Below are 26,389 nucleotides of genomic sequence, written 5' to 3' on the forward strand. Positions count from 1 at the left end.
GTCCCGTCGGTGCTTCTGCTGCTCCTCGCGGGCCGCCGCTTCTCCCGTGTCGACTGAGGCATGGGCGTGGAGGTCTGATCACGTCTTGGTAGCGGGTCGACCACTCGTCAAAGTGGCTCTATATGATCGGCGTTCGCATGCACGGGGGCATGTGCGGGTGCAACTGTGCCCTTTTCGTTCCGCGTTGTCTCTCTCGCCCTTCCCTCCGTGCGTCGCGTGCCCTTTCAGTGACACCCGACGACGAGGAGAGGGGCCATGTCCTATCCGACACCGCCCCAGCAGCCCGGCAGTGCCGGAGGCTACGGACAACCGCCCGGCCCCTACGGGCAACCGCAGCAGCCGTACGGCCAACCGCCCCAGCCGGGGGCGTGGCCGCACGGCCAGGCGCAGGGCCAGCCGCAGCAGTACGGGGCGCAGGCGCCGTACCCAGGGCAGACGCCCTATCCGGGGCAGGCCCCGCACCCGGGTCAGGCCCTGCACCCGGGAGGCGGTGCCCCCGCCGCGCCGCATCCCGCCGCGCCTCACCCGGCCCCGGTCCGGACCCCTCCCCCGGCCAAGGGCGGAGCGGTGCGCGGCTGTCTCGCGGGCGCCCTCGGTCTCGTCGGTCTGCTCGGCATGCTCGGCGGCGGTCTGCTGGTCGGTCACGCGTACTCGAACGCGAGCCAGGACATTCCCAACCGTGACGGCTACGGCCCGACCATGTGGCGGAACGAGCCGGCGGACAAGCTCTTCCCCGACGCCCTGGCCCCCCGGGTGAGCGTGACGACCACGAAGCCGGACAGCTCGCGGGCCACCTGGCACCGTGTCGGCATATCCGAGGACACCGACTGCGCGAAGGGGCTGAACAAGGTCACCTCGGCCGCCGTGGCGAAGCTCGACTGCGAGGCGGTGCTGCGCGCCACGTACGTGGACCCGACCGGGAACACCGTCGGGACGGTCGCGCTGATCGTGCTGCCCGCGGGGCAGTCCGCGAAGGACGAGATGACCGCGTTCTTCGAGAAGGACGAGGACAAGCTCGACCCCGAGGTCGGGGTGAAGGCGTTCACCGTGCCCGGCACCATCGCGGCGAAGTGGAGCGACGCGCGGAGCAACGGCGGGGCGGGGATCGCCGTGCCGGAATCGTCGTTGCCGTACGTCATCGTGGCCTCCACCGGCGCGGTCGACGGCCGCGAGGCGGGCCATCTGCCGGGTGAGTACGGCAGCCACAACTGGGACGCGGGCGACGACCGCGCCCCGTGGCGGGGCTCGGCGAAGGCCCTGTGCGAAGACGTCAGCTACCACCTCGGTGACCTGTTGCTGGAGACCTCATGAGCGGCACGACCATACGGCGGACCGGTGTCATCACGTCCACGGCGGCGCTGCTGCTCGCCACGGCGACCGCGGGTACGGCGAGCGCGGCCGAGACGACCCCGCGGTCCTGGGAGTACCAGGCGCTGAAGCTGGACGCGGCGCAGCGACTCGCGCAGGGCGAGGGCATCACCGTCGCGGTCCTCGACACCGGCGTCGATGCCGAGCACCCCGCGCTCAAGGGCAAGGTGACCACCGGCCCCGACTACATGGGGGAGGGCTCGGACTCCGAGGAGGCGGACAACGAGGGCCGGCACGGCACGGCGATGGCCTCGGACGTCCTCAAGGTCGCCCCGAAGGCGAAGATCCTCTCGCTGCGGGTGACCGACGGAAGCGGGGAGCCGGGGTACAGCGAGGGCGGCAACCCCATCGCGCAGGGGATCAACTACGCGATCGAGCACGGCGCCGACGTGATCTCCATGTCGATCGGCGACCAGATGCTCGGCAACAGCTACGACGAGGACGAGACCGACGCCCTGGGCCGCGCGGCCCTGGCGGGGATCCCGGTCCTCGCCTCGGCCGGCAACAACGGTGACCTCTTCAACGACGCCCAGTACCCGGCGGGCTACCCGGGCGTGATCGCGGTCGCCGCGCTCCAGCAGGACGGCACGCGGGCCGCGTTCTCGACCGTACGGACGTACAACGCGGTCGCGGCGCCCGGCGTGGACATCATGAGCGCGAGCAACGGCGGCGGCTACGCGACGATCGACGGCACCTCGCCCGCGACGGCGCTCGCCTCCGGTGTCGTCGCCCTGATGCTCTCCCACAACGACAAGCTGACCCCGGCGCAGGTCCGGTCGATCCTCACCAGCACGGCCGGCCACGCCTCGCAGGGCCACAGCCCCCTGGACGGCTACGGCATCATCGACACCCCCGCCGCCGTCGAGGCCGCCGCGAAGCCCCCGGCCGACCGCACGGAGCCGGTCGCGTACGAGGGCGAGGAGCACCTCGGCACCCCGGACGACACCTCGAAGACCAAGCACCCCGACCTGGACACGGAAATGGTGACGATCGGCGGCGGTGCGGCGACGATCGGTCTGCTGATGGCGGTAGGAGCGATCTTCATCGGCCGAGCAGGCAAACGCCGAGCACCGACGACGTAGCCCGTCCACGCAGCCCGGCCATCGCCACGTGGCCCACCGACCGGGGTCTGAGCGGACCTCTCAGCCACGACGCCCCGACCCGGCCGGACAGTTCCCCCAGCCCAGGAACCCCGCCGACCGCCCGGCGGCTCATCCCAACCTGACGGCCCCTCCCAGCCCGGCGGCCCCTCCGGACCAGGTAGCCGGGCCGGCCGCCCGCTCCGGCCACCCCGGCGGGGACCCCGACCGGCCAAGCCCTCGGGCCGGGTACACCCACCGGGCCAGATGGGTTCCCCCGTGCCCAGGAGGTCGAGCCGACCGCCCGGCCCGGCCACCCAGCGGGTCCTCCCGACCTGGGGCCCTGCCGGCCTGGCGGACCCCCCGGACCAGGAAGCCAAGCCGGCCGCCCGCTCCGGCCACCCACCGGCCCCTCCGGTCCTCGCGACCCTCGGGCCAGGAAGACACTCCGGGCCAGGTGGCCGGGTCGGCCGCCTGGTCCGCCAACCCCGGCGCGGACCCCCGACCGGCCAGGCCCTCCCAGTCGGCCGGAGATGGCGGTCCCGTCGACCCCCGAGGCTCCGTCGGCGTACGCGGACGCCAAGGCGGTGTGCGGCTGCGCATATCTTGGCGGGCATGCAGTCCTACACGATCGGTCAGGCCGCGCGGCTGCTCGGGGTGAGTCCCGACACCGCGCGGCGGTGGGCGGACGCGGGCCGGATGGCGACGCGGCGCGACGAGGGCGGGCGGCGGCTCATCGACGGGAAGGACCTCGCGGCCTTCTCCGTGGAGCTGGCCTCGGACGCCGCCGAGGAGGCCGGCGTGCCGTACACCTCGGCCCGTAACGCCTTCCCCGGCATCGTCACCGCCGTGAAGCTCGGTGACGTGGCCGCCCAGGTGGAGATCCAGGCGGGCCCGCACCGCCTGGTCTCCCTGCTCACCCGGGAGGCCGTGGAGGAACTGGGTCTGGAGGTCGGTATGGAGGCCACGGCCCGCGTGAAGTCCACGAACGTGCACATCGACCGGACATGAACGACACCCTCAGAGGAACGCACATGCCCACCTTCACCCCACAGTGACATGGCTCATGCGATGTGACAGGAGACTTACCCCTCGCACATGCGCCAGGATGGGGGTCGGCATGGCGTCCGGCCCGTTGGGTGGGCCGGCTCTGAGGGAGTAGGCAGGGAGATCCTGATGATCCGTTCCGCGCGTCCGATCGCCGGTGTGAGTGCCGCCGTCGCACTTCTGGTGACCCTGAGCGCCTGCTCCTCCTCCGAATCCGGCTCCGACGAGGCGTCGCCCGCCGCCTCCGGCTCCTCCGCGAAGCTCTCCGGCCCGGTCACCGTGTTCGCCGCCGCCTCACTGAAGGAGAGCTTCACGACGCTGGCAAAGCGGTTCGAGAAGGACCACCCCGGCACGAAGGTGACCTTCAACTTCGGCGGCAGCGACTCCCTCGCCGCGAGCATCACCGGCGGCGCCCCGGCGGACGTGTTCGCCTCCGCCAGCCCCGGAACGATGGCGATCGTGACGGACGCGGGCAACGCCTCCGGCACCCCCGCCACCTTCGTCCGCAACCAGCTGGAGATCGCGACCCTGCCGGGCAACCCCGACAAGATCGCCTCCCTGAAGGACCTCACCAGGTCGGGCCTGAAGGTCGTGCTGTGCGACAAGGAGGTGCCGTGCGGCGCCGCCGCGCAGAAGGCGCTGGAGGCCAGTGACCTCAAGCTGACCCCCGTCTCGTACGAGCAGGACGTCAAGGCGGCCCTGACGAAGGTCGAGCTGAAGGAGGCCGACGCGGCGGTCGTCTACAAGACCGATGTGAAGGCCGCGGGTGACAAGGTGGTGGGCGTGGACTTCCCCGAATCGGCCGACGCCGTCAACGACTACCCGATCGCCCTCCTCAAGGACGCGCCCAACTCGGCCGCCGCCAAGGCGTTCATCGCGCTGGTGCGGTCCGCCGAGGGCCAGAAGGTCCTGACCGCGGCGGGGTTCCTGAAGCCGTGAGCGAGCCTTCCGCCAGGCCGGGCGACGCGATGGGGGCGGAGACCACAAAGGGCGGCACAGGGTCCGGCGCCACGGGGTCCCGCGCCACGGGGTCCGGCGACAGCACATCGGGCGACAGCACGTCGGGCCGCGGCACGTCGGGCCGCGGCACGGGCCCACGACGGCTACGGCGGCGGCCACACGGCTCCGTACCCGTCCCTCTCCCCCTCCTCCTCCCCGCCCTGCTCGGCCTCGCCTTCCTCGTACTGCCGCTGGTCGCACTGCTCGTACGCACCCCGTGGTCGGGCCTGTCGGAGCAGCTGACCAGCGCGGCGGTGTGGGAGGCGCTGCGGCTGTCGCTGCTGTGCGCCACGCTGGCCACGGCGGTGAGCCTCGTGCTCGGGGTACCGCTCGCATGGCTGCTGGCCCGGGTCGAGTTCCCGGGCCGTGGTCTCGTACGGGCCCTCGTCACCCTCCCCCTCGTCCTGCCCCCGGTGGTCGGCGGTGTGGCCCTGCTGATGGCGCTCGGCCGCAACGGTGTCGTCGGGCGCCTGCTGGACGACTGGTTCGGGGTCACGCTGCCGTTCACCACGGCCGGGGTCGTGATCGCCGAGGCGTTCGTCGCGATGCCGTTCCTCGTCATCAGCGTCGAGGGCACGCTCCGGGCCGCCGACCCGCGCTACGAGGAGGCCGCGACCACGCTGGGCGCCTCCCGGTTCACCGCGTTCCGCCGCGTGACCCTGCCGCTGATCGCCCCCGGTATCGCGGCCGGCGCGGTGCTCGCCTGGGCGCGGGCGCTGGGTGAGTTCGGCGCGACGATCACCTTCGCCGGTAACTTCCCCGGCCGCACCCAGACCATGCCCCTCGCCGTCTACCTCGCCCTCCAGAGCGACCCGGCCGCCGCGATCTCCCTCAGCCTGGTCCTGCTGGCGGTCTCGGTGGCGGTGCTCGCCGGGCTCCGGGACCGCTGGATGACCGCGTCATGAGAGAGAGCTCCGCAGGCTTCAAAGAATCCGACGGCCCCGAAGGACCCGACGGCCTCGACGGCCTCGACGCCCGTCTCGTCGTCCAGCGCGGTGACTTCCGCCTGGACATCTCCCTGACCGCCGCCCCCGGTGACGTGGTCGCCCTGCTCGGCCCCAACGGCGCCGGAAAGACCACCGCGCTGCGCGCGCTGGCCGGCCTGACCCCGCTCAGCGGCGGTCATCTACGGCTCGACGGGGCGGCGTTGGAGCGCACGGCGCCCGAGTCCCGCCCGGTCGGCGTGGTCTTCCAGGACTACCTCCTCTTCCCGCACCTCACGGCCCTGGACAACATCGCGTTCGGCCCACGCTGCCAGGGCGTGGCCAAGGCGGCGGCCCGGGCACAGGCCGCCGAGTGGCTGGAGCGGATGGATCTCGCCGAGTACGCCGGCACCAAGCCGCGCCGCCTCTCCGGCGGCCAGGCCCAGCGCGTCGCCCTCGCCCGCGCCCTCGCCACCCGCCCCCGTCTGCTGCTCCTCGACGAACCCCTGGCGGCCCTGGACGCCCGCACCCGCCTCGACGTCCGTGCCCAACTCCGGCGCCACCTCGCCGAGTTCGAGGCCGTCGCCGTACTCGTCACCCACGATCCCCTGGACGCCATGGTCCTGGCCGACCGGCTCGTCGTCGTCGAACACGGCCGGGTGGTCCAGGAGGGCACCCCGCGCGACATCGCCCGCCACCCCCGCACGGACTACATCGCCCACCTCGTCGGCCTGAACCTGTACCGGGGGTGGGCCGAGGGCCACGTCGTACGGCTGGACCCGGAGGGCAGGGCAGCCGCGGAGCACGTGAGCGGCACCGGCCGCCCGGCAGGCACGGAGACGGCGGTCGAAGCGGCGGCCGAAGCAGCCGCCGAGGGCGCCCGCCCGGTGATCACGACCACCGAAGACCTCATCGGCCCCGTCTTCGTCGCCTTCCCGCCAAGCGCCGTCACCCTCCACCGCGACCGGCCCACCGGCTCCAGCGCCCGCAACCTCTGGCGCTGCGAGGTGGCCGGTCTGGAGGTACACGGCGACCAGATCCGCGCCGACCTCACGGGCGAACTCCCGCTCACCGCCGACCTCACGACCATGGCGGCAGCCGAACTCGGGCTCCACACGGGCACCCCGGTATGGGCGACGGTGAAGGCAGCACAGACCCACGCGTATCCGGCGTGATCCTGGCGCGTATCCGGCGTGAACGGCATCACCACTCGGGAGCCAGCGCCCGCACCAGCCGGGAGACGGCGACCGGATCCGGCAGGCTCCCCAACGTGGCGACGACCTGCTCGCTCGCGAACTCCCGCTGCGCCGCGGTCACGTCGGGATCGATCGCGCACTCGGCCTGTACCCGGACGTAGTTCAGGTCCGTCGCGAAGAGCATCGAGAAGGAGTCCGGCCCCTTGACGACCGCACGGCCCCCGGCGTCCAGATAGCCGCGCACGAGCCGCCGCGCGGACTCGGGCCGGAAGTCGTTGCCGCCGGCCCACACATGGACCGCACGGGCGAGTTCGCGCTCCGCCGATATGGGCCCGGCGTTGTCCCAGTCGAGAAGGGCGGGCCCGGAGGGTCCCACCAGCACGTTCTGCGGACGCAGGTCGAGGTGGGAGGTCACGATGTCACCGGCCCCGGACGGAGTGACATACCGGGCCAGCTCCACCGCCGGGCCGGCGACGAACCGGCCGAACGCGTCCGCCCACGGCAGCCCGGCCCGCCGCACCCCCTCGTACAACTCCGCCCACTCGTCCTCCCCCGGACACCGCTCGTACCAGTCGCTGGGCGTCTCGCTCGTCCCCTCCCCCGCCCGGTGCAGCAGAGCCAGCGTCCGGCCGCACCACGCCAGGATCTCCGGGTCGGCCGGATCCGCCTCGCTCCCGTCGACCCAGTCGTACAGCTTCACGTACGACCCGCCCATCGACTCCGGCAGCCGGGACACATACGACCCGTGCCGGTCCGCGAAGAGCCGGGGCGCGGAGATCCCCAGTTCCTCGGCGGCGTTCCGCAACGCCGCCTCCCGCCCGACCTGCTCCTCGTCGCACCCGAACAGCAGTTCCTTCACCGCCCACGACCGCCCGTCGCCGCCCCCGGCCGACAGCCGCCAGATCTGCCCCAGCGCCCCACGGGTGACGGGCGTCATGCTCCAGGCCCCGCCGCCGAGGGAGTACGCGTCCGCCGCGATGAAGCCGGCCCTGCTCCGCATGTGGTCACCTTCCGGTTCCGGTCGGCCCGCCGCTCTTCGGGGGCGGTCACCCCCGCATGTAATGCGCGGGACTCGCCGGACACAAACGGATTCCCCGAGCCGCCCGGGCGTACGGCGTTCCCGCGCATGCTGGAGGTCCGGCCGAAGGGTGTGAAAGGTGTGGAGGACGACGTGACCCTCAGGTTCATCGGAACGACCGCCGGCGACGACGGCCGCTCCGGCCCCGCCCTGTACGAGATCGAGGGGACGGACGAGATCCTCGTACGGGGTGAGCGGGAGGCCGACCCGGCGCACCTGGCCCGGCTGCGGGAAGGCGAGGCCAAGGAGTCCGAGGGCTTCGTCCGTGTCCCGCGTGCCCTGCTGGCCCGGTACTCGCCCGGGAGCGTGGCGCCGGTGCTTCAGCCGTTCGCCTCGATCACCCGCCTCTTCGAGGAGTTCGGGCATACGGCGTGGCGGCTGGAGACGCGTCGGGGGTACGCCGCCGACCGGCACAGTGCCAAGTGGCCCCGGTTCCTGGCGGGCGAGGACATCGCGCGGGGGCGGCCGGACGCGTGGCGGATGAACGTCCGCGCGCAGACCGGTCGCGGCAAGCGGGTCGAGCGGGTGCGGATCGTCGACGAACCGCCCACGCCGGGGCAGGAGTTCCTCGCGGCCGTCGCACCCGCGCACCTCGCGGCCGGCGAGGACATCCGCACCCTCACCCGCGCAGCCGCCGAGCAACTGGGGCTGCCCGGCCACGACTTCTGGCTCTTCGACTCGAAGATCCTGGCCCGGCTGGCGTTCGACGACGAGGACGCCTGCCTCGGGGTGTACCTCACCGAGGAGCCGGCCGAGGTCCTGGCCGCCTGCCAGGCCCGTGACACGGCCTGGCACCACGCCGTACGCGCCATGGAGTGACGTTTCATCCGAAGTCCCCTATTGGGGCGCCGCCAGGTCGAACCACACCGCCTTGCCGTCGGGGTGGACGAGGCCCCCGCCGTTCGGGAGGGCGGCGGAGGTGCCCCAATGGCCCTCGGTGAGGGCGTCGACCAGATAGAGCCCGCGACCGCCCTCCTCCCACCCGTCCGAGGTCAACTCCCTTATGACCGGTGGGTTCTCGTCACCGTCGTAGACCATCACCCTGACCCGCCAGGCCTCCACCGCCAGCCAGAGAACCGATCCTCCTCCTTTGGCGTGCACACAGGCGTTCGTGACCAGTTCGGAGGTGCACAGGGCGGCCGCGTCGACCAGGCTGTCGAGGCCAAGGGCACGCAGGACGGTGGCGACGAAGTCGCGGGCGATGTGCGGGGAGGTGTCGAGGGGCGGACAGAAGAGGGTGTACGTCGTCGCCGAGGGCGAGAGCCCCGGGCTCTGACTTGAGGCCGGGGTCGGGCTCGGGGTTGGGACGGGGAGGTAACGGGCAGTTTCGGTCATGGATGATCAACTCCATTGCGACGAGAAGGGATTGCTCGGGTCCCTACCGCGTCGGCGGCTCCTCCTCGGGTGTCGACGGCCCGGGGTGCGCTTCAACTGGCGGTACGCGGGGGCGGATTGCGCAGGGCTGCGGAGAGTCGCGGACGAACTGCGGACGAGCGGAAGAACTGAGGGCGAGCGGACGAGGCTGAGTGAGAGGGCGGTATACAGGCGAAATGCATATCGGTAGTCAATTGAGCACTCTCCGTGAGCGCAGGAATGACCGTAGTCGGCGGGTTCGCGCCGCCGCAATGGGGTCGGTGGAAGTACTACGAAAGCGCGTCGTCGGGCACCCGGCAGGCCCCGGCCCGACCCTCACGCTGAGTGGCCCTCACGCCGAGTGGCCCATGACCCGCCCGACACGCCATGTGATGATGGGCGACGAGCGCCCGTGGGGACGGGCAGGGCTCGAGACGGGGACCAGGAACACAGAGGGGTACGGGGGACGGGGGCTGTCATGACCAGTCGGTTGCTCATGTCGTACGACGCGCAGGTCAAACGGGCCGGGGTGGCGGCCAAGGCGCCGGAGGACGTGGTCGGCTCCACGCGGGCCACGGCGATCCTGGACCACGACGATCCGCTGGTCGGCGCGGTCGCGCGCCGGGTGCTGAGCGAGGCGACACCGCGTGACGCGTTGCGGACCGCGCACCGGATCATCGCGCGGGACGTACGGCCGGTGTACTCGGTAGAGGACCGTCGGCGCGTGTCACGGACCCTGCGGCTCGGGCGCGGATCGTGCAGTCAGCGGATGGCGGCGCTGGAGGCGGTGGCCCGGGCCGTACGCGTACGGACGCGGGTGCGCGGCCTGCTCGTGGACGGGACCTTCTGGTATCCGCGGTTCCCCCGGCTGAAGCCGCTCGTGCCGGAGCAGGTCCTCCTGGCCTGGCCGGAGTTCAGGATCAACGGCACGTGGATACCGATCGGCGAACTGTTCGACGCCCCCACGACCACCGGCAGCACCCCCACGACCACCGGCAGCACCCCCACGACCACCGGCAGCACTCCCACGACCACCGTCACCGGCTCTGCCGCCGACCACGGCCCGGCCGCCGGCTCTGGCCCCGGCTTCGCCAACAAGGGCGGCGAAACCCTCTTCGACGCGGTCGCCCGTACCGGCGTCCGGTGGGACGCCTGTGGCGCGCCGCAGGGCAGCGCCTGCGACCTCTCTGCTCAGATCGTCGCCGACCTCGGCCACTTCGACGACCGCGACGAACTGTTCGAACGCCACGGCCAGACCCTCTGCTGGACGGCCCGCACCCTGACCGAGCCGCTACTCGGCCGCTGGAGCGCGGGCGCGACCCGAACCACCGCATGAGAACCCACGTCACCGAACCGCCGCCCTTCCCGCGGCCGGCCTGACCGTCCGCGACCCGACGGGCCCCCTCCCCCCTCCCCCCACACACAAACGGCGACCGGTCACAGAATGGCCACTTCTCTCACACGCCCCTCACATGTCGCTCCGTCCGGGCACTACGGTCACTCCACTCGAAGCACACAGGGGGACGAGATGACCAACCCGTACGCCGGAACCATGCCCTCCGCGCCCCGCCCGCCCGACACCCGCCCCCTGCGCAAGCGCGTTCTCGTGTGGATAGGCGGCACCGGTCTCTTCGTCGCGGGCGCACTCGTCGGCTCCGCCGGGGACGACGGGCAGCAGACCGTCAAGGCCGCCGTCAAGCCCACGACGACCGTCACGGCCACCACCACGGCCACCCCCGAGCCCGGCCCGACCGTCACCGAGACCGTCAAGGCCAAGGCGAAGCCGGGTCCGACCGTCACCGTCACCAAGACCGCCACCGCCCAGGCCGCCGGCACCGGCACCGACACGGGAAGCGACAGCGGCAGCCAGGACGACGCCGGCACCTGCTCGATCGTGTCCAACTCCGGGAACTGCTACTCGGCGGGCCAGTTCTGCCGGAACAGCGACCACGGGGCCGTCACCACCACCGAAAACGGCACGGAGATCAAGTGCGCCTACAGCTCGAACGCCTGGCGCTGGACCTACGTCTGACAGGGCGAGGCCGGCCCGCCCATCCGGCCCTCACTCAGCGGCACCCCGCACCGTGAACCCGGTCACCAGCCCCCCGCCCTCGCGCCGGAACGCGAACGGGGCTCCGCCGTGCGCCGCCGCCACGGCCCGTACGATCGACAGCCCGAGCCCGGACCCGGGCAGACTCCGCGCGTCCGGGGCACGGTAGAAGCGGTCGAAGATCCGCTCCAGGTCGCAGTCGGGGACGCCGGGGCCCCGGTCGAGGACCTCGACCCGGACGGCATCGGAATCGGGGTCCGGCCCGCCCGGACCGCCGAGGCCGGCCAGATCCCCCAGCTCCCCCAGCTCCCCCAGGGTCACCGCCGAGCCCCGTGCGACGACGACCTCGATGGCCCCCGTGCCCCCGCGGTCGAACTTCGCCGCGTTCTCCACCAGGTTGGAGATGGCCCGCTGGAGGGCCCCGGCCCGCCCCTCGACGGCCGTGTCGCCGGCCACGCGGACGACGACGTCCCGCCCCGTGCGCCGGCGGGCGGTCGCCGCCACGTCGTCCGCGAGGTCGGCGAGCTGCACCCGCCGCACCGGCTCGGTGCTCGACTGGCCGGCCGCGAGGTCGACCAACTCGTTGACCAGATCCGTCAGTTCGAGGGCCTCCTGGGCGAGGTCGTCGACGAGTTCCTCGCGCATACGGGGCGGCAGCTCGTCGATGCGCCGGAGAAGCGAGATGTTCGTGCGCAGGGAGGTGAGAGGGGTGCGGAGTTCGTGGCCGGCGTCCTGGACCAGGCGCCGCTGGTCCTCCTCCGACTGGGCGAGCCGTACCAGCATGCGGTCGAAGGAGCGGCCGAGCCGCCCCACCTCGTCCCGGCCCGCGACCGGCACCTGGATGCCCAGACGCCCGGTCCGGGCCACGTCCTCCGCCGCCCCCGCCAACTGCACCAGCCGCCGCGTCTGCCGCCGGGCCAGCCACCACCCGAACAACCCGGCCGAGATGACGACACCCGACACGAACAGCAGGGTCCGCTGCTGCAGCTCCCGCAGCAGATCCTCCGTGTCACTGAACTCCTGCGCGACCTGCACGGCCCCCCGGCCGCCGCCGAGCGCGACGGTCACCACCCGGTAGCGGTCGTCGCCGACCTCGACCTCCCCGTGCTCGACCATCACCCCGGCCGGGGCCGCGTCGGCCGTACGGCGGTCGGCGTCGCGTACGGGCAGGCCGGGGGCGCCCTCGTCGAGGATCTCCCCGTTCGGGCCGAGCACCTGGACGTCCGTACGGCCAGAACGGATCAGGTCGTCGCGCGGGCCGCCGCTGCCGCTCGGCGCGAAGTCCTCCGGCGTCAGCGGGTCCTGCTCGACCAGCTCCCGCAGATCCCGCACGACCTCCGCGAACACGGTCTGCTCGTCGACCCGCACCAGCCGTGCCGCCGCGCTGTAGCTGAGGATCCCGACGAGGACCGTGACGACGCACGCCACCGCCACGAACGACACGGTGAACGTCGCCCGCAGCGAGGGCACCGGCCGCAGCCGGGCGAGCAGCCGGGTCAGCACCCGGACGGGACGGGACGCCACCGAGCGCCGCCTCAGTCTTCCCGCAGCGCGTACCCCACACCCCGCACGGTGTGGATCAGCGCCGGCGCCCCGGGCTCGTCGAGCTTGCGGCGCAGATAACCGACGTAGACGGCGAGGTTCTTGGAGCCGGGCCCGAAGTCGTAGCCCCAGATACGGTCGTAGATCGTCGCGTGGTCGAGGACGATGCCGACGTTGCGGACGAGCAGTTCGAGCAGGTCGAACTCGGTCCGCGTCAGCTCCAGTTCCCGCGTCCCGCGCCACGCCCGCCGTGCCTGGACGTCCATCCGCAGCCCGGCGGCCGTGAGCAGCCCGCCGGCGTCCTGGGCCGCGGGCCCGGCGGCGGGGGACGCGCCGGCCGACGACGGAAGCGGCTTGGCGAAGCCGTCCGCGTTGCCCGTGCGCCGCAGCAGCGCCCGCAGCCGTGCGAAGACCTCCTCCACGTCGAACGGTTTGACGACGTAGTCGTCCGCGCCGGCGTCGAGTCCCGCGATCCGGTCTGCGGTCTCCACGAGCGCGGTGAGCATCAGGATCGGCGTCCGGTCACCCTCCGCGCGCAGCACCCGGCAGACCTGGAGGCCGTCTATGCCGGGCATCATCACATCGAGCACGAGCACGTCGGGCTGGGTCCGGTGGGCCTGGGCGAGCGCCTCGACGCCGTCGGCGACCGCCGTGACCTCGTACCCCTCCAGGGTCAGCGCGCGTTCCAGGGCATGGCGGATGGCGCGGTCGTCCTCGGCGAGCAGCACATTCTGGGGCACCCCACCAGTCTGCCAAGGCCTCGGGCGCACACCACCTCGTCAGCAGGGCGGGTACACCCTTCTTACCGGCCTCTCACCCCGACCGTGAGTTCGACTTACCGCTCCCGAGCAGCGTGTCCGTGTGACCCCCGCCCGTACGGGAACCCGGACACCACCAGCGGATGGAGTACAAAGGGTCCGAACCACCACGAACCACAACCGCGACACCCACAACCGCGACACCCACAACCGCATCTCTCACGCCGTCGGGAAGGTAGTGCATTGAGCCGCCGCATGAAGATCGTGTTCCTGCTGCACAACGCGTACGCCATCGGCGGCACCGTCCGCACGACACTGAACCTGGCCGCAGCGCTGGCGGACCACCACGACGTGGAGATCGCCTCGATGGCCCGCCACCTCGACGAACCCCGCTTCGCCGTCGACCCGAGGGTCGCGCTCGTCCCCCTGGTGGACATCCGCCCCTACAGCCCCGACCTGCGCGATCCGGCCCAGGCGCAGCCCGCCACGGACTTCCCGGCCGAGGACAAGCGGCACCGCCAGTACAGCCGTCTCACCGACCTCCGCGTCCGCGCCTATCTGGCCCGCTGCGACGCGGACGTCGTCATCGGCACCCGCCCCGGCATCAACGTCTACGTCTCCCGCTTCGCACCCCGCCGCGCCCTGCGCATCGGCCAGGAGCACCTGCGCCACGACGCCCACACCAAGCAGCTCCGCAAGATCCTGGCCCACCACTACCGCACCCTGGACGCGGTCGTCACGACCACGGCGGCGGACGCGGCGGTGTACCGCGCGCGGATGAAACTGCCCGGCGTACGGGTGATGTCCGTGCCCAACATCGTCCCGCCGGCCGGGGTCGCCCCGTCGGACGGCACGGCCCCCGTCATCGCGGCGGCCGGGCGCCTCGCCCGGGGCAAACGCTTCGACCTCCTCCTGGAGGCGTTCGCGAAGGTCGCCGCGAAGGAGCCGGACTGGGAGCTGCGCATCTACGGCGGCGGCAAGCAGAAGGAGCGGCTGGAAGCTCTCATCGAGGACCTCCGCCTCACCGACCGGGCCCATCTGATGGGCCCGCACACCCCCATCGAGGAGGAGTTCGCGCGGGCCTCGATCGTCGTCAGCGCCTCCGAGGCCGAGTCCTTCGGCATGACCCTCGTCGAAGCCATGCGCTGCGGTGTCCCGGTCGTCAGCACCGACTGCCCGCTCGGCCCCGCCGAGATCATCACCGACGGCACCGACGGCCGCCTCGTCCCCGTGGACGACCCCCACGCCCTCGCCGACGCGATCCTCGACCTCACCGCCGACCCGGACCTACGCCGCGCCATGGGCCGAGCCGCCCTGGCCGGCGCGCACCGCTACGACCCGGCCCCCATCGTCACCAGGTACGAGCACCTGTTCGCCGACCTGCGCGCGACAAGGCTCCGGCGCACCTGGGAACGAGAGTCGACGAGGGCGAGGGCCTGGCTGCGGAGGAGGGTACGTTCCTGGAAGAGGGCAACCCCAGCGCCCTTCAGGGGCGCGGGGAACGGCGCGAGCAACCACGAACAACCCGCGGCCTGACGCCCCCGAACCCCCGCCGGCGCCCCCCGAACCCCCCAACGACGCCCCCCGAACCCCCAACGGCGCTTCTCAGCTCCGCAACGCCGCCAACCGCTCGGCGAACGGAACGACAGCGAACCCCTCCGGCTCAACCGGCGGAGCCACCGCCATCAGCCGAGCCAACTCCGAAGCCGCCCGCTCGATGCGCCCGGCCAACCCTTCCGCACCCCAGTCCTCGGACGCGGCATAAACCGCCGTGGGCACCACCACGGCCCGCAGATACGCGAACAACGGCCGCATCGCATGCTCCAGCACCAGCGAATGCCGAGCCGATCCCCCGGTGGCGGCGATCAACACCGGCTTCCCCGCCAACGCGTCGCGCTCCAGCACATCGAAGAACGACTTGAACAGCCCGCTGTACGAGGCGGAGAACACCGGCGTCACGACGACGAGCCCATCAGCCCCCGCCACCGCGTCCAGCGCTGCGGCGAGCTTCCGGCCGGGGAACCCATTGGTGAGGTTGTGCGCGATCTCCACCGCCAGGTCCCGCAGTTCGACGACCCGCACCTCCACAGACGCATCGGCCCCGACCACCGCCGCGGCCAGCCGGTCCCCCAGCAACCGCGTGGACGACGGCACACTCAGCCCCGCCGAGACGACGACCAGCTTCATGCCACGCTCTCCTTCTTCTCCGCCGCCTTCACCAACGCCTCGTGCGTCGGCGCGTCCGGCACGTCCGCCGGCCGCCCCTTCGCGAACTCCTCCCGCAGCACCGGCACGACCTCCTCGCCGAGCATGTCGATCTGCTCCAGCACGGTCTTCAGGGGCAGCCCCGCGTGGTCCACGAGGAACAGCTGCCGCTGGTAGTCACCGGCGTACTCGCGGAACGCCAGCGTCTTCTCGATCACCTGCTGCGGCGACCCGACGGTCAGCGGCGTCTGGTCGGCGAAGTCCTCCAGGGACGGCCCGTTGCCGTAGACCGGCGCCACGTCGAAGTACGGCCGGAACTCGCGCACCGCGTCCTGCGAGTTCTTCCGCATGAACACATGCCCGCCGAGCCCGACGATCGCCTGCTCGGGCGTGCCGTGCCCGTAGTGCGCGTACCGCTGCCGGTACAGCTCGACCATCCGCCGGGTGTGGTCGGCCGGCCAGAAGATGTTGTTGTGGAAGAAGCCGTCGCCGTAGTACGCGGCCTGCTCGGCGATCTCGGGCGAGCGGATGGATCCGTGCCAGACGAACGGCGGTACGTCGTCCATGGGCCGGGGCGTGGACGTGAACCCCTGGAGGGGCGTGCGGAACTTGCCCTCCCAGTTGACGACGTCCTCGCGCCACAGCCGGTGCAGCAGAGCGTAGTTCTCGACGGCGAGGTTGATGCCCTGCCGGATGTCCTGCCCGAACCACGGGTAGACGGGCCCGGTGTTGCCGCGCCCCAGCATCAGGTCCACCCGGCCGTCGGCCAGGTGCTGGAGCATCGCGAAGTCCTCGGCGATCTTCACCGGGTCGTTGGTGGTGATGAGGGTGGTCGCGGTGGAGAGGACGAGCTTCTCCGTCCGCGCGGCGACGTAGCCGAGCATCGTGGTCGGCGACGACGGCACGAACGGCGGGTTGTGGTGCTCACCGGTCGCGAAGACGTCGAGCCCGACCTCCTCCGCCTTCAGCGCGATCTCGACCATCGCCTTGATGCGCTCGCGCTCGGTCGGCGTCCGGCCCGTCGTGGGGTCCGGCGTCACGTCACCGACGCTGAAGATCCCGAACTGCATCATCGCTGCCACCCTCTCAGGCCCAGGTTGTTTACGATTCAACTATACCTATGAACGAGGGCCCCCTTCCCACTATTCCTCCAGAGCCGACGCCGACGTCACGGGGCGATGTCGGGGCGACGTCACGGGCGATGTCGCGGGCGATGTCGGCGACGGCGCCGGGGGCGATGTCAGTGGTCGTCCCTACGATCTCCCCATGGCCGCCCCACGCCGTGACACCCGAGGCATCGTGGACGCCCCGGAGCTCTTCGCCCGTGTCCGCTTCCGCCGCCGCGAGCCCGCCGAGCCGCTCCGCCCGTTCCTGGAGCACTACTGGCTGATCGACTGGGACCTGCCCGAGCCGTACGTCTCCCAGGTCGTCCCGCACCCGTCGGTGAACGTCGTCTTCCAGCGGTTCGAGGGCCAGGAACCCTTCGCCGAGGTCTCCGGCATCGGCCTCGGCCTCTTCACGCAGAAGCTGGAGGGCAGGGGCCGGGTCTGCGGCATCCAGTTCCGTCCGGGAGGCTTCCGCCCCTTCACTCCGGGCACCCCCGCGACGGCCTGGACCGGCCGCCGCGTCCGACAGTCCGAGGTGTTCCCCGGCACCGACCCGACCGCGATCCTCGCCCCCGACGACGAGGACTCCCGGGTCGCCGCCCTCGACGCCTTCCTGACGGGGCTCGGCCCACGCCCCGACCCCCAGGCGGACCTCGCCATGGCCCTCGTCGACCGCATCCGCACCGACCGCACGATCCGCCGCGTCACCGACTTCGCCCGCGCCGAGGGCCTGTCCGTACGACTGCTGCAGCGCCTGTTCTCGGCGTACGTGGGAGTGGGCCCTAAGTGGGTGATCCTCCGCTACCGCATCCACGAGGCCCTGGAACGCGCCGAGACCGACCGGACGACCGACTGGGCCGCCCTCGCCGCCGACCTCGGCTACGCCGACCAGGCCCACCTCGTCCGCGACTTCACGGCGACGGTGGGGGTGCCCCCGACGGCGTACGCGGAGGCCGTGTCGCCTCTCGCCACTACTTCGCGTGCATGACCGCGTAGATCATCACGAACGCCACGAGGTGGATGCCGAACAGGAAGTACGCGAGGTACCACCACACATACCGCTCGTTCTTCTTCTCCTCGGCGAGGCGACGCCGCTCGGGCGTCAGCTCCTCCTCCGCCATCACAGCTCCCGGTGGACCTTGGTGTTGGAGGCCTGGGCGCGGGGGCGCAGGACGAGGAGGTCGACGTTGACGTGGCTGGGCCGGGTGACCGCCCAGGTGATCGTGTCGGCGACGTCGTCGGCGGTCAGCGGCTCCGCCACGCCCTCGTAGACGCTCGCCGCCTTCTCCGCGTCGCCGCCGAAGCGGGTCAGGGCGAACTCGTCGGTCTTCACCATGCCGGGCGCGATCTCGATGACCCGGACCGGCGTCCCGACGATCTCCAGCCGCAGCGTCTCGGCGAGGACGTGCGCGCCGTGCTTGGCGGCGACATAGCCGGCGCCGCCCTCGTACGTCCCGTGCCCGGCCGTCGAGGACACCACGACCACCGTGCCGTCACCGCTCGCGGTCAGCGCGGGCAGCAGGGCCTGGGTGACGTGGAGCGTGCCGATGACGTTCGTCTCGTACATCGTGCGCCAGTCGGCCGGGTCACCGGTGGCGACCGGGTCGGCCCCGAGCGCGCCGCCCGCGTTGTTGACCAGCACACCGATCGTCCGGAACGCGGTCGCGAACTCGTCCACGGCCGCGCGGTCGGTGACGTCCAGGGCGTACGCCGTGGCCTGTCCGCCGCCGTCGTTGATCTCCTCGGCCAGCGCCTCGATACGGTCCTTGCGGCGGGCGGTCAGCACGACCCGGTACCCCGCCGCGGCGAGCTGCCGGGCCGTCGCGGCGCCGATCCCGCTGCTCGCACCGGTGACGACGGCGATGCGGGAGGCGGCGGACGGTGCGGCGGTGGCCATGGCTGCTCCTGGGAGTGCTCGAATCCTTGTCCGGCCAGGATAGGCGGGCGGTGGGACAATGAGACGGGTGATCCTCTGCCCTGGAGGTGGATCATGGGACAGGCACGTGAGGTCATGGACCGGCTCACGGACGCGGTGACGACGCACCCCGACCTGAAGGCCCTCGGTGCGCTGTACGCCGAGGACGCGATCGCCGTCACCCCCGACGGCGGCGAGATCCGCGGGCGCGACAACATCGTCGAGTACTGGCGCCAGATGACCGAAGCGATCCCCGACGGGACGTTCGAGACGGTGCACGCGTACGAGGTCGGCGACACGGCCATCGACGAGGGGTTCTTCAGCGGAACGAACACCGGGCCGATCCAGCTGCCGTCCGGGGAGACCCTCCCCGCGACCCAGAGGGAAGTAAAGATCCGCGGAGTGGACTTCGTCACGGTGAAGGACGGCAAGATCGTCGACTACCGGCTCTACTTCGACGAGATGGAGTTCCTGGGACAACTGGGACTGCTGCCGGAGGAGCCGTCCTGACCTGAGCGCTCAACCGCCCCGCGGCGCGTACATGATCACCGCCATGCCCGCGAGACAGATCAACGCGCCCGTCACGTCCCACCGGTCGGGCCGGTAGCCGTCCGCGACCATCCCCCAGGCGATCGACCCGGCCACGAACACCCCGCCGTACGCTGCCAGAATCCGCCCGAAGTGCGCGTCGGGCTGGAACGTCGCCACGAACCCGTACGCCCCCAGCGCCACGACCCCCGCCCCGATCCACACCCACCCCCGGTGCTCCCGCACCCCCTGCCACACCAGCCAGGCCCCGCCGATCTCGAACAGTGCGGCGAGCACGAACAGGGCGGCGGAGCGGGCGATGACCATGCGGCTCAGCCTCCCACGCCGATGGACGCGCGCGGCGGGCCTCAGCCCTTGACGCAGACGACCTGCTTCAGCTTCGCCACCACCTGGACCAGGTCCCGCTGCTGGTCGATGACCTGCTCGATCGGCTTGTAGGCGCCCGGGATCTCGTCCACGACACCGGAGTCCTTACGGCACTCCACGCCCCGCGTCTGCTCCTCCAGGTCCTTCGTCGAGAAGCGCCGCTTGGCCGCCGTGCGGCTCATCCGCCGACCGGCGCCGTGCGACGCCGAGTTGAAGGCCTTCTCGTTGCCGAGCCCCTTCACGATGTACGAGCCGGTGCCCATCGAGCCCGGGATGATCCCGTACTCGCCGGAGCCCGCGCGGATCGCGCCCTTACGGGTCACCAGGAGATCCATCCCCTCGTAGCGCTCCTCGGCCACGTAGTTGTGGTGCGCGCTGATCTCACCCTCGAAGGCCGCCTTCGCCTTCTTGAACTCCCTGCGGACGACGTCCTTGAGGAGCGCCATCATGATCGAGCGGTTGTACTTCGCATACTCCTGCGCCCAGAACAGATCGTTGCGGTACGCCGCCATCTGCGGGGTGTCCGCGACGAAGACAGCGAGGTCACGGTCGATCAGGCCCTGGTTGTGCGGGAGTTCACGGGCCACGCCGATGTGGTGTTCCGCCAGTTCCTTGCCGATGTTCCGGGAGCCGGAGTGCAGCATGAGCCAGACAGCACCGGTCGTATCCGTGCAGACCTCGACGAAGTGATTTCCGCCGCCGAGCGTTCCCATCTGCTTTCCCGCCCGTTCGTGACGGAACTTGACCGCTTCCGCGACCCCGTCGAACCGCCCCCAGAACCCGTCCCACCCGGCACCGGCGAACCCGTGCAGCCGCCCCGGATCGACGGGGTCGTCATGCATCCCCCGCCCCACCGGAATCGCCTGCTCGATCTTCGACCGGAGCCGGGACAGGTCGCCGGGAAGGTCGTTGGCCGTCAGGGACGTCTTCACCGCCGACATCCCGCAGCCGATGTCGACACCCACCGCCGCCGGACACACGGCGCCCCGCATCGCGATGACGGACCCGACCGTCGCGCCCTTGCCGTAGTGGACGTCCGGCATGACGGCGAGGCCCTCGATCCAGGGGAGGGCGGCGACGTTGCGCAGCTGCTGCAGTGCCCCCTCCTCGACCGACGCGGGGTCGGTCCACATCCGGATGGGTACCTTCGCGCCCGGTATCTCGACGTACGACATATCGCCCTCATTCCCCCGAAAAGAAGATCAAAGTCTCAGAACGCAAAACCGGCGCCAAGGTCAACGAAAGGGATGACGGACCGGCGTCCACGGCAGTGCGTGCGATACACATGGTGCCCGGGGGTCACCCCCGGGCGGCAAGTGAATAACCACAGGCTGGCCAGCGCAGGCGTCCCGAGGGACCCCGTCGAGAGGAGCCCCACCGTGCAGCGGAAGGCGTACGTACCCGGCGTCGCCGTGCTCCTCGCGGCTCTGCTGGCCGCGTGCACGGGCTCGGACGACAGCGGTTCGGCCGACGACCCACGCCCGGGCAACGCCACCGCGACGGCCACCGTCGCCCAGCCCGGCCGTTACGACACGCTCCCGGAACCCTGCGGCTCGATCGACCACGGCACCCTCGACTCCCTCCTCCCCGGCATCAAGCAACTCACCGACCCCACCCAGCGCGAACTGGCGTACGAGGGCGAGGCGACGCAGACGTACGACACGGACCGCAAGGCCGGCTGCCGCTGGAAGGTGGAGTCCACCGACGCCACCCACTATCTGTTCGTCGACTTCGAGCGCGTCGTGTCGTTCGACAACGCGGTCAGCGACGACAGCAAGGCGCAGGAGGTGTACGGCGGCAAGGTCGAGGCGGCGGACCTCCCGGAGCCGTCGCCCACCGTCTCCGAGGGGGCGGGCGAGGAGGGGGAGGAGACGGGAGAGGCCACGGCCACGCCGTCGAGCGACGCCTCACCTTCCGCTTCCGGCACACCCTCCACCTCGAAATCCCCCGATTCCCCCAACTCCTCCGCTTCTCCCAATTCACCCGGATCTGACGGATCTGATGGATCTGATGGATCTGATGGATCTGATGGATCTGATGGATCTGATGGATCTTCCGAAGCCTCCGGTTCCTCCGACCCCTCGCCTTCGGCGACCGCCTCCCTCCAGCCCCGCACACTCGACGGTCTCGGGGACGAGGCGTTCCTCGACGACGCGCTCGGGACGAGCCGGCAGCGGACCGTGACTGTGGTGTTCCGCACGTCGAACGTGATCGTGACGGTGGAGTACGAGGAGCAGCCGGCGACCACGACGGCGGTGCCGGACAGTGCGGAAATGCAGGACAGGGCCCGGAATCTGGCCGAGCGACTGGCCGAGGCGTTCGACGACTGAGCGGTGGTCGGGGGTGGTTCGGGCGTCCGCGTGAACCACCTGAATCAGGACCGCACTTCTTCCTCACCGCGTACCGTGGCCCCTCGGAGACCCGATCCGATTGTGAAGGAACCATGCAACGAGCCGCAGAGTCAGATCAGCTTCAGTCGCCGCGAATCGCGCGTTCGGCGCGGGTGTCGCTTGTCGGACGCCGTGGGCGGCCGGGCCGTGGGCGGGTGCTCGTGGGCGCGGCGGTCGTGCCGGTGATGCTGCTGGCCGTCGGCTGTTCGTCGGGCTCCGACACCGACAGCGCCTCCGGTGACGAGACGCCGGCGGGGCTGAAGGAGACGGCGACGGAGAGCGCCACGCCCGAGGTGGTCGTGGCGAAGTACGCGTCGCTGCCGGACGCGTGCGAGGTGTTCGCCGACAAGACGCTGAAGTCGCTGGTGCCGGAGGGCGTGAAGTCCGGGAAGGCGATCAACGCCGCCGAGGAGAACGTCACCGGGGACTGCCGCTGGATCAGCCTCGACAACAACGGGGTGGACGGCTCCCAGTACCGCTGGCTCAGCGTGTCGCTGCATCTGCTGGCGTCGGACGCGGCGAACGGCCCCGGTGAGGACCGGGCGGCCAAGGCGTACGAGTCGAAGCTGACCGCGGCGAAGGCCGTGGACGGGGCGAAGAGCGTCAAGACGGAGCCGGTGACGGGCACGGGCGACCAGGCGACGGCGGTCCTGTACGACCTGAAGAAGGACGGCGACACCTTCAAGCAGCAGACGATCGTGGTGCGCACGGAGAACGTGGTCATCACCGTCGACTACAACGGCGCCGGTCTGGCCGGCGAGAAGGCGCCGGAGGCGGCCGCGCTGCTGAAGTCCGCGAAGTCCGCCGCCAAGGAGGCCGTGGAGGCGGTCGAGGAGGCGAACGACGGCACGGACGCGTCGGCGTCCCCGTCGAAGGGCGCCTCCAAGACGCCGTCGCCGAGTGCGTCGAAGTCCTCCTCGTCGGGCGGCCAGGGCGCGAATGTGAGTTCCGACTCTGATTCCGATTCGGGCTCGGACTCCTCGACGTCGGGCAGCAGGAAGACCAAGTCGTAGCCGTTGACCTGGTGTTTCACCGGAGCCCGGTCCCTGTGGGGGCCGGGCTCGACACCATCCGGCAACCCGTTCGCCGTACACATGTGCCACCCTGTTGCGCGCAACAACACGCAAGGGGAGGGGAGTACGGGTGGCCGCGCCAATGCAGCTGACTCGAATGCACCGCGTTCTCATCGGCGTGGTCGTGTTCGGCGCCGTCATCATCGCCGGGATCGGCTTCGCGGGTTCGTACGCGGCGGTGCGGGAGCTGGCCCTCCAGAAGGGCTTCGGGAACTTCTCGTACGTCTTCCCGATCGGCATCGACGCGGGCATCTGCGTCCTGCTGGCCCTGGATCTGCTCCTGACCTGGATCCGCATCCCCTTCCCGCTGCTCCGCCAGACGGCGTGGCTGCTGACGGCGGCGACGATCGCGTTCAACGGCGCGGCGGCCTGGCCGGACCCGCTGGGCGTCGGCATGCACGGGGTGATCCCGATCCTGTTCGTCGTCTCGGTGGAGGCGGCCCGGCACGCCATCGGCCGTATCGCCGACATCACCGCCGACAAGCACATGGAGGGCGTCCGCCTCACCCGCTGGCTGCTCTCCCCCGTGCCCACGTTCCTTCTCTGGCGCCGCATGAAGCTCTGGGAGCTCCGCTCCTACGAACAGGTCATCAAGCTGGAGCAGGAACGTCTCGTCTACCAGGCCCGCCTTCGCTCCCGCTTCGGCCGGGCATGGCGCCGCAAGGCCCCCGTGGAGTCCCTGATGCCGCTGCGCCTGGCCCGCTACGGCGTCCCCCTGGCGGAGACGGCCCCGGCGGGCCTGGCGGCGGCGGGCATCGAACCGGCACTGCTGCCCCCGGCGCCGCAGGTCGAGGTCGACATGGCTGCGGGCAGTCGTGCCGCTGGGGCGGCGCCCGTCCCACAGCGAGCGGCACCTCCCGGCGAGCAGCGCCCCCAGTTGGAGAGCACCCCCGCCCAGCAGCGGCCGGAGTACGCCGAGCACCAGGAACAGGGATACGCCGAGCAGGGGCCCCCGGTGGACGAAAGCCCCTGGCTCCACGCCCGCCACCCCCAGGAGGTCCCCTACCAGGGCGGCTACGACCCGTCGTACGAGCCGGAGGAGCAGTACGAGGACTGGTACGAGGAGCAGGACCCGGAGCAGTACCAGCAATACCAGCAGTTCGAGCCGGACCCCCGGGACCCCCGCTACCAGCAGCGACAGTTCCAGGCCCCCGAACCCCAGGCTCAGGCCCAGGGCCAGCCCCAAGCCCAGGGCCAGCCCCAGGACCCCTCCTCGGAGGAGACCGGCAGCTTCCCCATCCCGGCGGGCCCGGGCCGCACGCGGGAGCTGGGTGAGGGCGGCGGCGCCCCGGAGCCCGACGAAGAGGCGTACTACCAGGTCTTCAAGCAGTCGATAGTGCCCGGCAGCGGCTACCCGACCCCTCGCGAGTTCAGCGACAACGTCGAGATGACCTACGGCGTCACGGTCCTGGACGCCGAGGCCAAGCGCATGGTGCTGCGCTTCCAGAACCGCCACACCGCGGAGCTGGAGGACGACCACATCGCGTGACCCGCACCCGTACGACGATGGGGGCGCCCGGCGAACACCGGGCGCCCCCATCGTCGTCGAGCGAGGCCGGTCTACTCCCCGAGCAGACGCCGCACCCGCTCCTGCCCCACCGCCAGCAGCAGCGTGGGCAGTCGCGGACCCGTGTCACGCCCGACGAGCAGGTGGTAGAGCAGCGCGAAGAACGACCGCTGGGCGGTCTTGATCTCGGCAGGCAGCTCCTTGGGCGTGGCGTCCGCCGGGAAGCCGGCCTGCACCTTGGGCACGCCGTAGACGAGATGGGTGAGCCCGTCGAGCGACCAGTGCTCGGCGAGGCCGTCGAGCAGCAGCCGCAGCGACTGCTGGGACTGCTCGTCGAGGGACTTCAGCAGCTCGGCGTCGGCCTCGTCGCGCACGATGGTCCGCTGGTCGGCGGGGACCTGCGTGTTGATCCAGGCCTCGGCCTTGTCGAGCCGGGGCCGTACCTCGTCGAGGGCGGACAGCGGGTCGGTGGGGTCGAGTTCGCTGAGGATGCGCAGGGTCTGGTCCTCGGCGCCCGCGGTGATGTCGGCGACGGACGCGAGGGTCCGGTACGGCATCGGGCGGGGCGTGCGCGGCAGCTCACCGGCGGCGGTGCGCACGGCACGCGAGTGGGCGGCCACGTCGGCGGGGAGGGCGGACCCGTCCACGACCTTGGCGTCGAGCTTGTCCCACTCGTCGTAGAGCCGCTGGATCTCCTGGTCGAAGGCGATCTTGAAGGACTGGTTGGGCCGGCGGCGGGCGTAGAGCCAGCGCAGGATCTGCGGCTCCATGATCTTCAACGCGTCGGCGGGCGTCGGCACACCGCCCTTGGACGACGACATCTTGGCCATGCCGCTGATCCCGACGAAGGCGTACATCGGCCCGATGGGCTGCTTCCCGCCGAAGATCCCGACGATCTGCCCACCCACCTGGAAGCTGGACCCGGGCGAGGAGTGGTCGACCCCGGAGGGCTCGAAAACAACCCCCTCGTACGCCCACCGCATCGGCCAGTCGACCTTCCACACCAGCTTGCCGCGGTTGAACTCGTTCAGCGCGACGGTCTCGGAGAAACCGCAGGCGGTGCAGGTGTAGGTCAGCTCGGTGGTGTCGTCGTCGTAGGCGGTGACGGTGGTGAGGTCCTTCTCGCACCGCCCGCAGTAGGGCTTGTACGGGAAGTACCCGGCGGAGCCGGAGCTGCCGTCGTCCTCGGCGGCGGCGCCGGAGCCCTCGGCGGCCTCGATCTCGGCCTCGTCCAGCGGCTTCTGCTGCTTCTTGGCCGGGGCCTTCTTGGTCCGGTACTGGTCGAGGATCGCGTCGATGTCACCGCGGTGCTTCATGGCGTGCAGGATCTGCTCGCGGTACGCCCCGGAGGTGTACTGCGCGGTCTGGCTGATCCCGTCGAACTCGACGCCCATCTCGGCGAGCGCGTCGATCATCGCCGCCTTGAAGTGCTCGGCCCAGTTGGGGTGGGCGGAGCCACGGGGGGCGGGCACTGAGGTGAGCGGCTTGCCGATGTGCTCGGCCCAGGAGGCGTCGATGCCCTCGACGCCGTTGGGGACCTTGCGGTAGCGGTCGTAGTCGTCCCAGGAGATGAGGTGCCGGACCTGGTACCCGCGGCGCCGGATCTCGTCGGCGACGAGGTGCGGGGTCATGACCTCGCGGAGGTTGCCGAGGTGGATCGGGCCGGAGGGGGAGAGTCCGGACGCGACGACGACCACCGGAGCGTTAGCGGGTGATGTCGCTTTGCCCGGGGCCCGACGCTCCGACTCCTCGATGACCTCATCCGCGAAACGGGAGACCCAGTCGGTGGTCTCGGTGCTCTGAGCCACGATCGGCACGTCCTCTTTTTCCTGGAGTTTCCATGGCCGCCGGTTACGGTCCCGGGCGACCGCGCCATTCTCCCAGC

26 protein-coding genes are annotated in these 26,389 nt (G+C 71.4%); 15 read left to right on the plus strand and 11 right to left on the minus strand.

Annotation, left to right across the window (positions count from 1 at the left end; all coding sequences use genetic code 11):
* The first annotated feature begins 255 nt into the window (after positions 1 to 255).
* From ACWD26_RS33885 to ACWD26_RS33910, 6 genes are all read left to right on the plus strand, one after another.
* Entirely contained in the window at positions 256 to 1,311 is a 1,056-nt protein-coding gene (locus ACWD26_RS33885) for a hypothetical protein (protein WP_451275792.1), read from the plus strand.
* A complete protein-coding gene (locus ACWD26_RS33890) occupies positions 1,308 to 2,450 on the plus strand; it encodes a S8 family peptidase (RefSeq protein WP_451275793.1) in 1,143 nt (380 codons plus the stop codon). The genes ACWD26_RS33885 and ACWD26_RS33890 overlap by 4 nt, the downstream gene beginning before the upstream one ends.
* 612 nt (positions 2,451 to 3,062) lie before the next feature.
* Complete coding sequence (locus tag ACWD26_RS33895) at positions 3,063 to 3,458, plus strand: TOBE domain-containing protein (protein WP_451275794.1); 396 nt, start codon at positions 3,063 to 3,065, stop codon at positions 3,456 to 3,458.
* 165 nt (positions 3,459 to 3,623) lie between these two features.
* Positions 3,624 to 4,433 carry a molybdate ABC transporter substrate-binding protein gene (modA, locus tag ACWD26_RS33900; RefSeq protein WP_451275795.1) on the plus strand — a complete coding sequence of 270 codons (810 nt, stop codon included), beginning with the start codon at positions 3,624 to 3,626 and terminating at the stop codon, positions 4,431 to 4,433.
* Positions 4,430 to 5,398 carry a molybdate ABC transporter permease subunit gene (modB, locus tag ACWD26_RS33905; RefSeq protein ID WP_451275796.1) on the plus strand — a complete coding sequence of 323 codons (969 nt, stop codon included), beginning with the start codon at positions 4,430 to 4,432 and terminating at the stop codon, positions 5,396 to 5,398. Before modA ends, modB begins: the two co-directional genes overlap by 4 nt.
* Positions 5,395 to 6,591, plus strand: a complete 1,197-nt coding sequence (locus ACWD26_RS33910; protein ID WP_451275797.1) for an ABC transporter ATP-binding protein — start codon at positions 5,395 to 5,397, stop codon at positions 6,589 to 6,591. The genes modB and ACWD26_RS33910 overlap by 4 nt, the downstream gene beginning before the upstream one ends.
* 28 nt (positions 6,592 to 6,619) lie before the next feature.
* On the opposite strand, the gene ACWD26_RS33915 is transcribed toward ACWD26_RS33910, so the two are convergent.
* A complete protein-coding gene (locus tag ACWD26_RS33915; RefSeq protein ID WP_451275798.1) occupies positions 6,620 to 7,612 on the minus strand; it encodes a phosphotransferase enzyme family protein in 993 nt (330 codons plus the stop codon).
* A gap of 171 nt (positions 7,613 to 7,783) precedes the next feature.
* On the opposite strand from ACWD26_RS33915, the gene ACWD26_RS33920 reads away from it, so the two are divergent.
* A complete protein-coding gene (locus ACWD26_RS33920) occupies positions 7,784 to 8,509 on the plus strand; it encodes a DUF6879 family protein (RefSeq protein WP_451275799.1) in 726 nt (241 codons plus the stop codon).
* An 18-nt stretch (positions 8,510 to 8,527) separates the two neighbouring features.
* Here ACWD26_RS33920 and ACWD26_RS33925 read toward each other — a convergent pair whose 3' ends face one another.
* The gene (locus tag ACWD26_RS33925; RefSeq protein WP_451275800.1) at positions 8,528 to 9,025 is read right to left on the minus strand and encodes an ATP-binding protein; all 498 of its coding nucleotides are present in this window, start codon (positions 9,023 to 9,025) and stop codon (positions 8,528 to 8,530) included.
* A gap of 496 nt (positions 9,026 to 9,521) precedes the next feature.
* Between ACWD26_RS33925 and ACWD26_RS33930 the strand changes: the two genes are divergently transcribed.
* A complete protein-coding gene (locus tag ACWD26_RS33930; protein ID WP_451275801.1) occupies positions 9,522 to 10,379 on the plus strand; it encodes a transglutaminase domain-containing protein in 858 nt (285 codons plus the stop codon).
* Between the two features lie 192 nt (positions 10,380 to 10,571).
* Positions 10,572 to 11,075 (plus strand): hypothetical protein, encoded by a 504-nt coding sequence (locus ACWD26_RS33935; RefSeq protein ID WP_451275802.1) that lies wholly within the window; start codon positions 10,572 to 10,574, stop codon positions 11,073 to 11,075.
* Between the two features lie 30 nt (positions 11,076 to 11,105).
* On the opposite strand, the gene ACWD26_RS33940 is transcribed toward ACWD26_RS33935, so the two are convergent.
* Entirely contained in the window at positions 11,106 to 12,617 is a 1,512-nt protein-coding gene (locus ACWD26_RS33940) for a HAMP domain-containing sensor histidine kinase (protein WP_451275803.1), read from the minus strand.
* A gap of 11 nt (positions 12,618 to 12,628) precedes the next feature.
* Positions 12,629 to 13,375: a response regulator transcription factor gene (locus tag ACWD26_RS33945; RefSeq protein ID WP_451275804.1), complete on the minus strand. Its 747-nt coding sequence runs from the start codon at positions 13,373 to 13,375 to the stop codon at positions 12,629 to 12,631.
* 273 nt (positions 13,376 to 13,648) lie between these two features.
* Here ACWD26_RS33945 and ACWD26_RS33950 point away from each other — a divergent pair, with 273 nt between their 5' ends.
* Positions 13,649 to 14,929, plus strand: coding sequence for a glycosyltransferase family 4 protein (locus tag ACWD26_RS33950; RefSeq protein WP_451275806.1), 1,281 nt, complete (start codon positions 13,649 to 13,651; stop codon positions 14,927 to 14,929).
* Positions 14,930 to 14,998: 69 nt separating this feature from the next.
* Here ACWD26_RS33950 and ACWD26_RS33955 read toward each other — a convergent pair whose 3' ends face one another.
* Together ACWD26_RS33955 and ACWD26_RS33960 are read right to left on the minus strand one after the other, a co-directional pair.
* Entirely contained in the window at positions 14,999 to 15,580 is a 582-nt protein-coding gene (locus tag ACWD26_RS33955) for a CE1759 family FMN reductase (RefSeq protein ID WP_451275808.1), read from the minus strand.
* The gene (locus tag ACWD26_RS33960) at positions 15,577 to 16,668 is read right to left on the minus strand and encodes an LLM class flavin-dependent oxidoreductase (protein ID WP_451275883.1); all 1,092 of its coding nucleotides are present in this window, start codon (positions 16,666 to 16,668) and stop codon (positions 15,577 to 15,579) included. The genes ACWD26_RS33955 and ACWD26_RS33960 overlap by 4 nt, the downstream gene beginning before the upstream one ends.
* 196 nt (positions 16,669 to 16,864) lie before the next feature.
* On the opposite strand from ACWD26_RS33960, the gene ACWD26_RS33965 reads away from it, so the two are divergent.
* Positions 16,865 to 17,692, plus strand: coding sequence for an AraC family transcriptional regulator (locus ACWD26_RS33965; protein WP_451275810.1), 828 nt, complete (start codon positions 16,865 to 16,867; stop codon positions 17,690 to 17,692).
* Here the strand turns inward: ACWD26_RS33965 and ACWD26_RS33970 are convergent.
* Both ACWD26_RS33970 and ACWD26_RS33975 read right to left on the minus strand, forming a co-directional pair.
* On the minus strand, positions 17,676 to 17,825 hold the full coding sequence (locus ACWD26_RS33970; RefSeq protein ID WP_451275812.1) for a hypothetical protein: 150 nt from the start codon (positions 17,823 to 17,825) through the stop codon (positions 17,676 to 17,678). The two genes, ACWD26_RS33965 and ACWD26_RS33970, sit on opposite strands and share 17 nt — an antisense overlap.
* On the minus strand, positions 17,825 to 18,601 hold the full coding sequence (locus tag ACWD26_RS33975; RefSeq protein ID WP_451275814.1) for an SDR family NAD(P)-dependent oxidoreductase: 777 nt from the start codon (positions 18,599 to 18,601) through the stop codon (positions 17,825 to 17,827). The genes ACWD26_RS33970 and ACWD26_RS33975 overlap by 1 nt, the downstream gene beginning before the upstream one ends.
* Before the next feature lie 93 nt (positions 18,602 to 18,694).
* Between ACWD26_RS33975 and ACWD26_RS33980 the strand changes: the two genes are divergently transcribed.
* Positions 18,695 to 19,129 carry an ester cyclase gene (locus ACWD26_RS33980; RefSeq protein WP_451275816.1) on the plus strand — a complete coding sequence of 145 codons (435 nt, stop codon included), beginning with the start codon at positions 18,695 to 18,697 and terminating at the stop codon, positions 19,127 to 19,129.
* Positions 19,130 to 19,138: 9 nt separating this feature from the next.
* Here ACWD26_RS33980 and ACWD26_RS33985 read toward each other — a convergent pair whose 3' ends face one another.
* Positions 19,139 to 19,474 (minus strand): YnfA family protein, encoded by a 336-nt coding sequence (locus tag ACWD26_RS33985; protein WP_451275818.1) that lies wholly within the window; start codon positions 19,472 to 19,474, stop codon positions 19,139 to 19,141.
* A 41-nt stretch (positions 19,475 to 19,515) separates the two neighbouring features.
* Positions 19,516 to 20,709, minus strand: a complete 1,194-nt coding sequence (locus ACWD26_RS33990; RefSeq protein WP_451275820.1) for an RtcB family protein — start codon at positions 20,707 to 20,709, stop codon at positions 19,516 to 19,518.
* Between the two features lie 204 nt (positions 20,710 to 20,913).
* Between ACWD26_RS33990 and ACWD26_RS33995 the strand changes: the two genes are divergently transcribed.
* The 3 genes from ACWD26_RS33995 (at position 20,914) to ACWD26_RS34005 (ending at position 24,486) form a co-directional block, all read left to right on the plus strand.
* On the plus strand, positions 20,914 to 21,864 hold the full coding sequence (locus ACWD26_RS33995; RefSeq protein ID WP_451275822.1) for a DUF3558 domain-containing protein: 951 nt from the start codon (positions 20,914 to 20,916) through the stop codon (positions 21,862 to 21,864).
* A gap of 113 nt (positions 21,865 to 21,977) precedes the next feature.
* Positions 21,978 to 22,937, plus strand: a complete 960-nt coding sequence (locus tag ACWD26_RS34000) for a hypothetical protein (protein ID WP_451275824.1) — start codon at positions 21,978 to 21,980, stop codon at positions 22,935 to 22,937.
* Positions 22,938 to 23,094: 157 nt separating this feature from the next.
* Entirely contained in the window at positions 23,095 to 24,486 is a 1,392-nt protein-coding gene (locus tag ACWD26_RS34005) for a DUF2637 domain-containing protein (protein ID WP_451275885.1), read from the plus strand.
* 71 nt (positions 24,487 to 24,557) lie between these two features.
* On the opposite strand, the gene lysS is transcribed toward ACWD26_RS34005, so the two are convergent.
* Positions 24,558 to 26,321 (minus strand): lysine--tRNA ligase, encoded by a 1,764-nt coding sequence (gene lysS / locus ACWD26_RS34010; protein ID WP_451275826.1) that lies wholly within the window; start codon positions 26,319 to 26,321, stop codon positions 24,558 to 24,560.
* Positions 26,322 to 26,389: the final 68 nt, after the last annotated feature.

It is taken from the genome of Streptomyces sp. NPDC002787 (assembly GCF_053592095.1).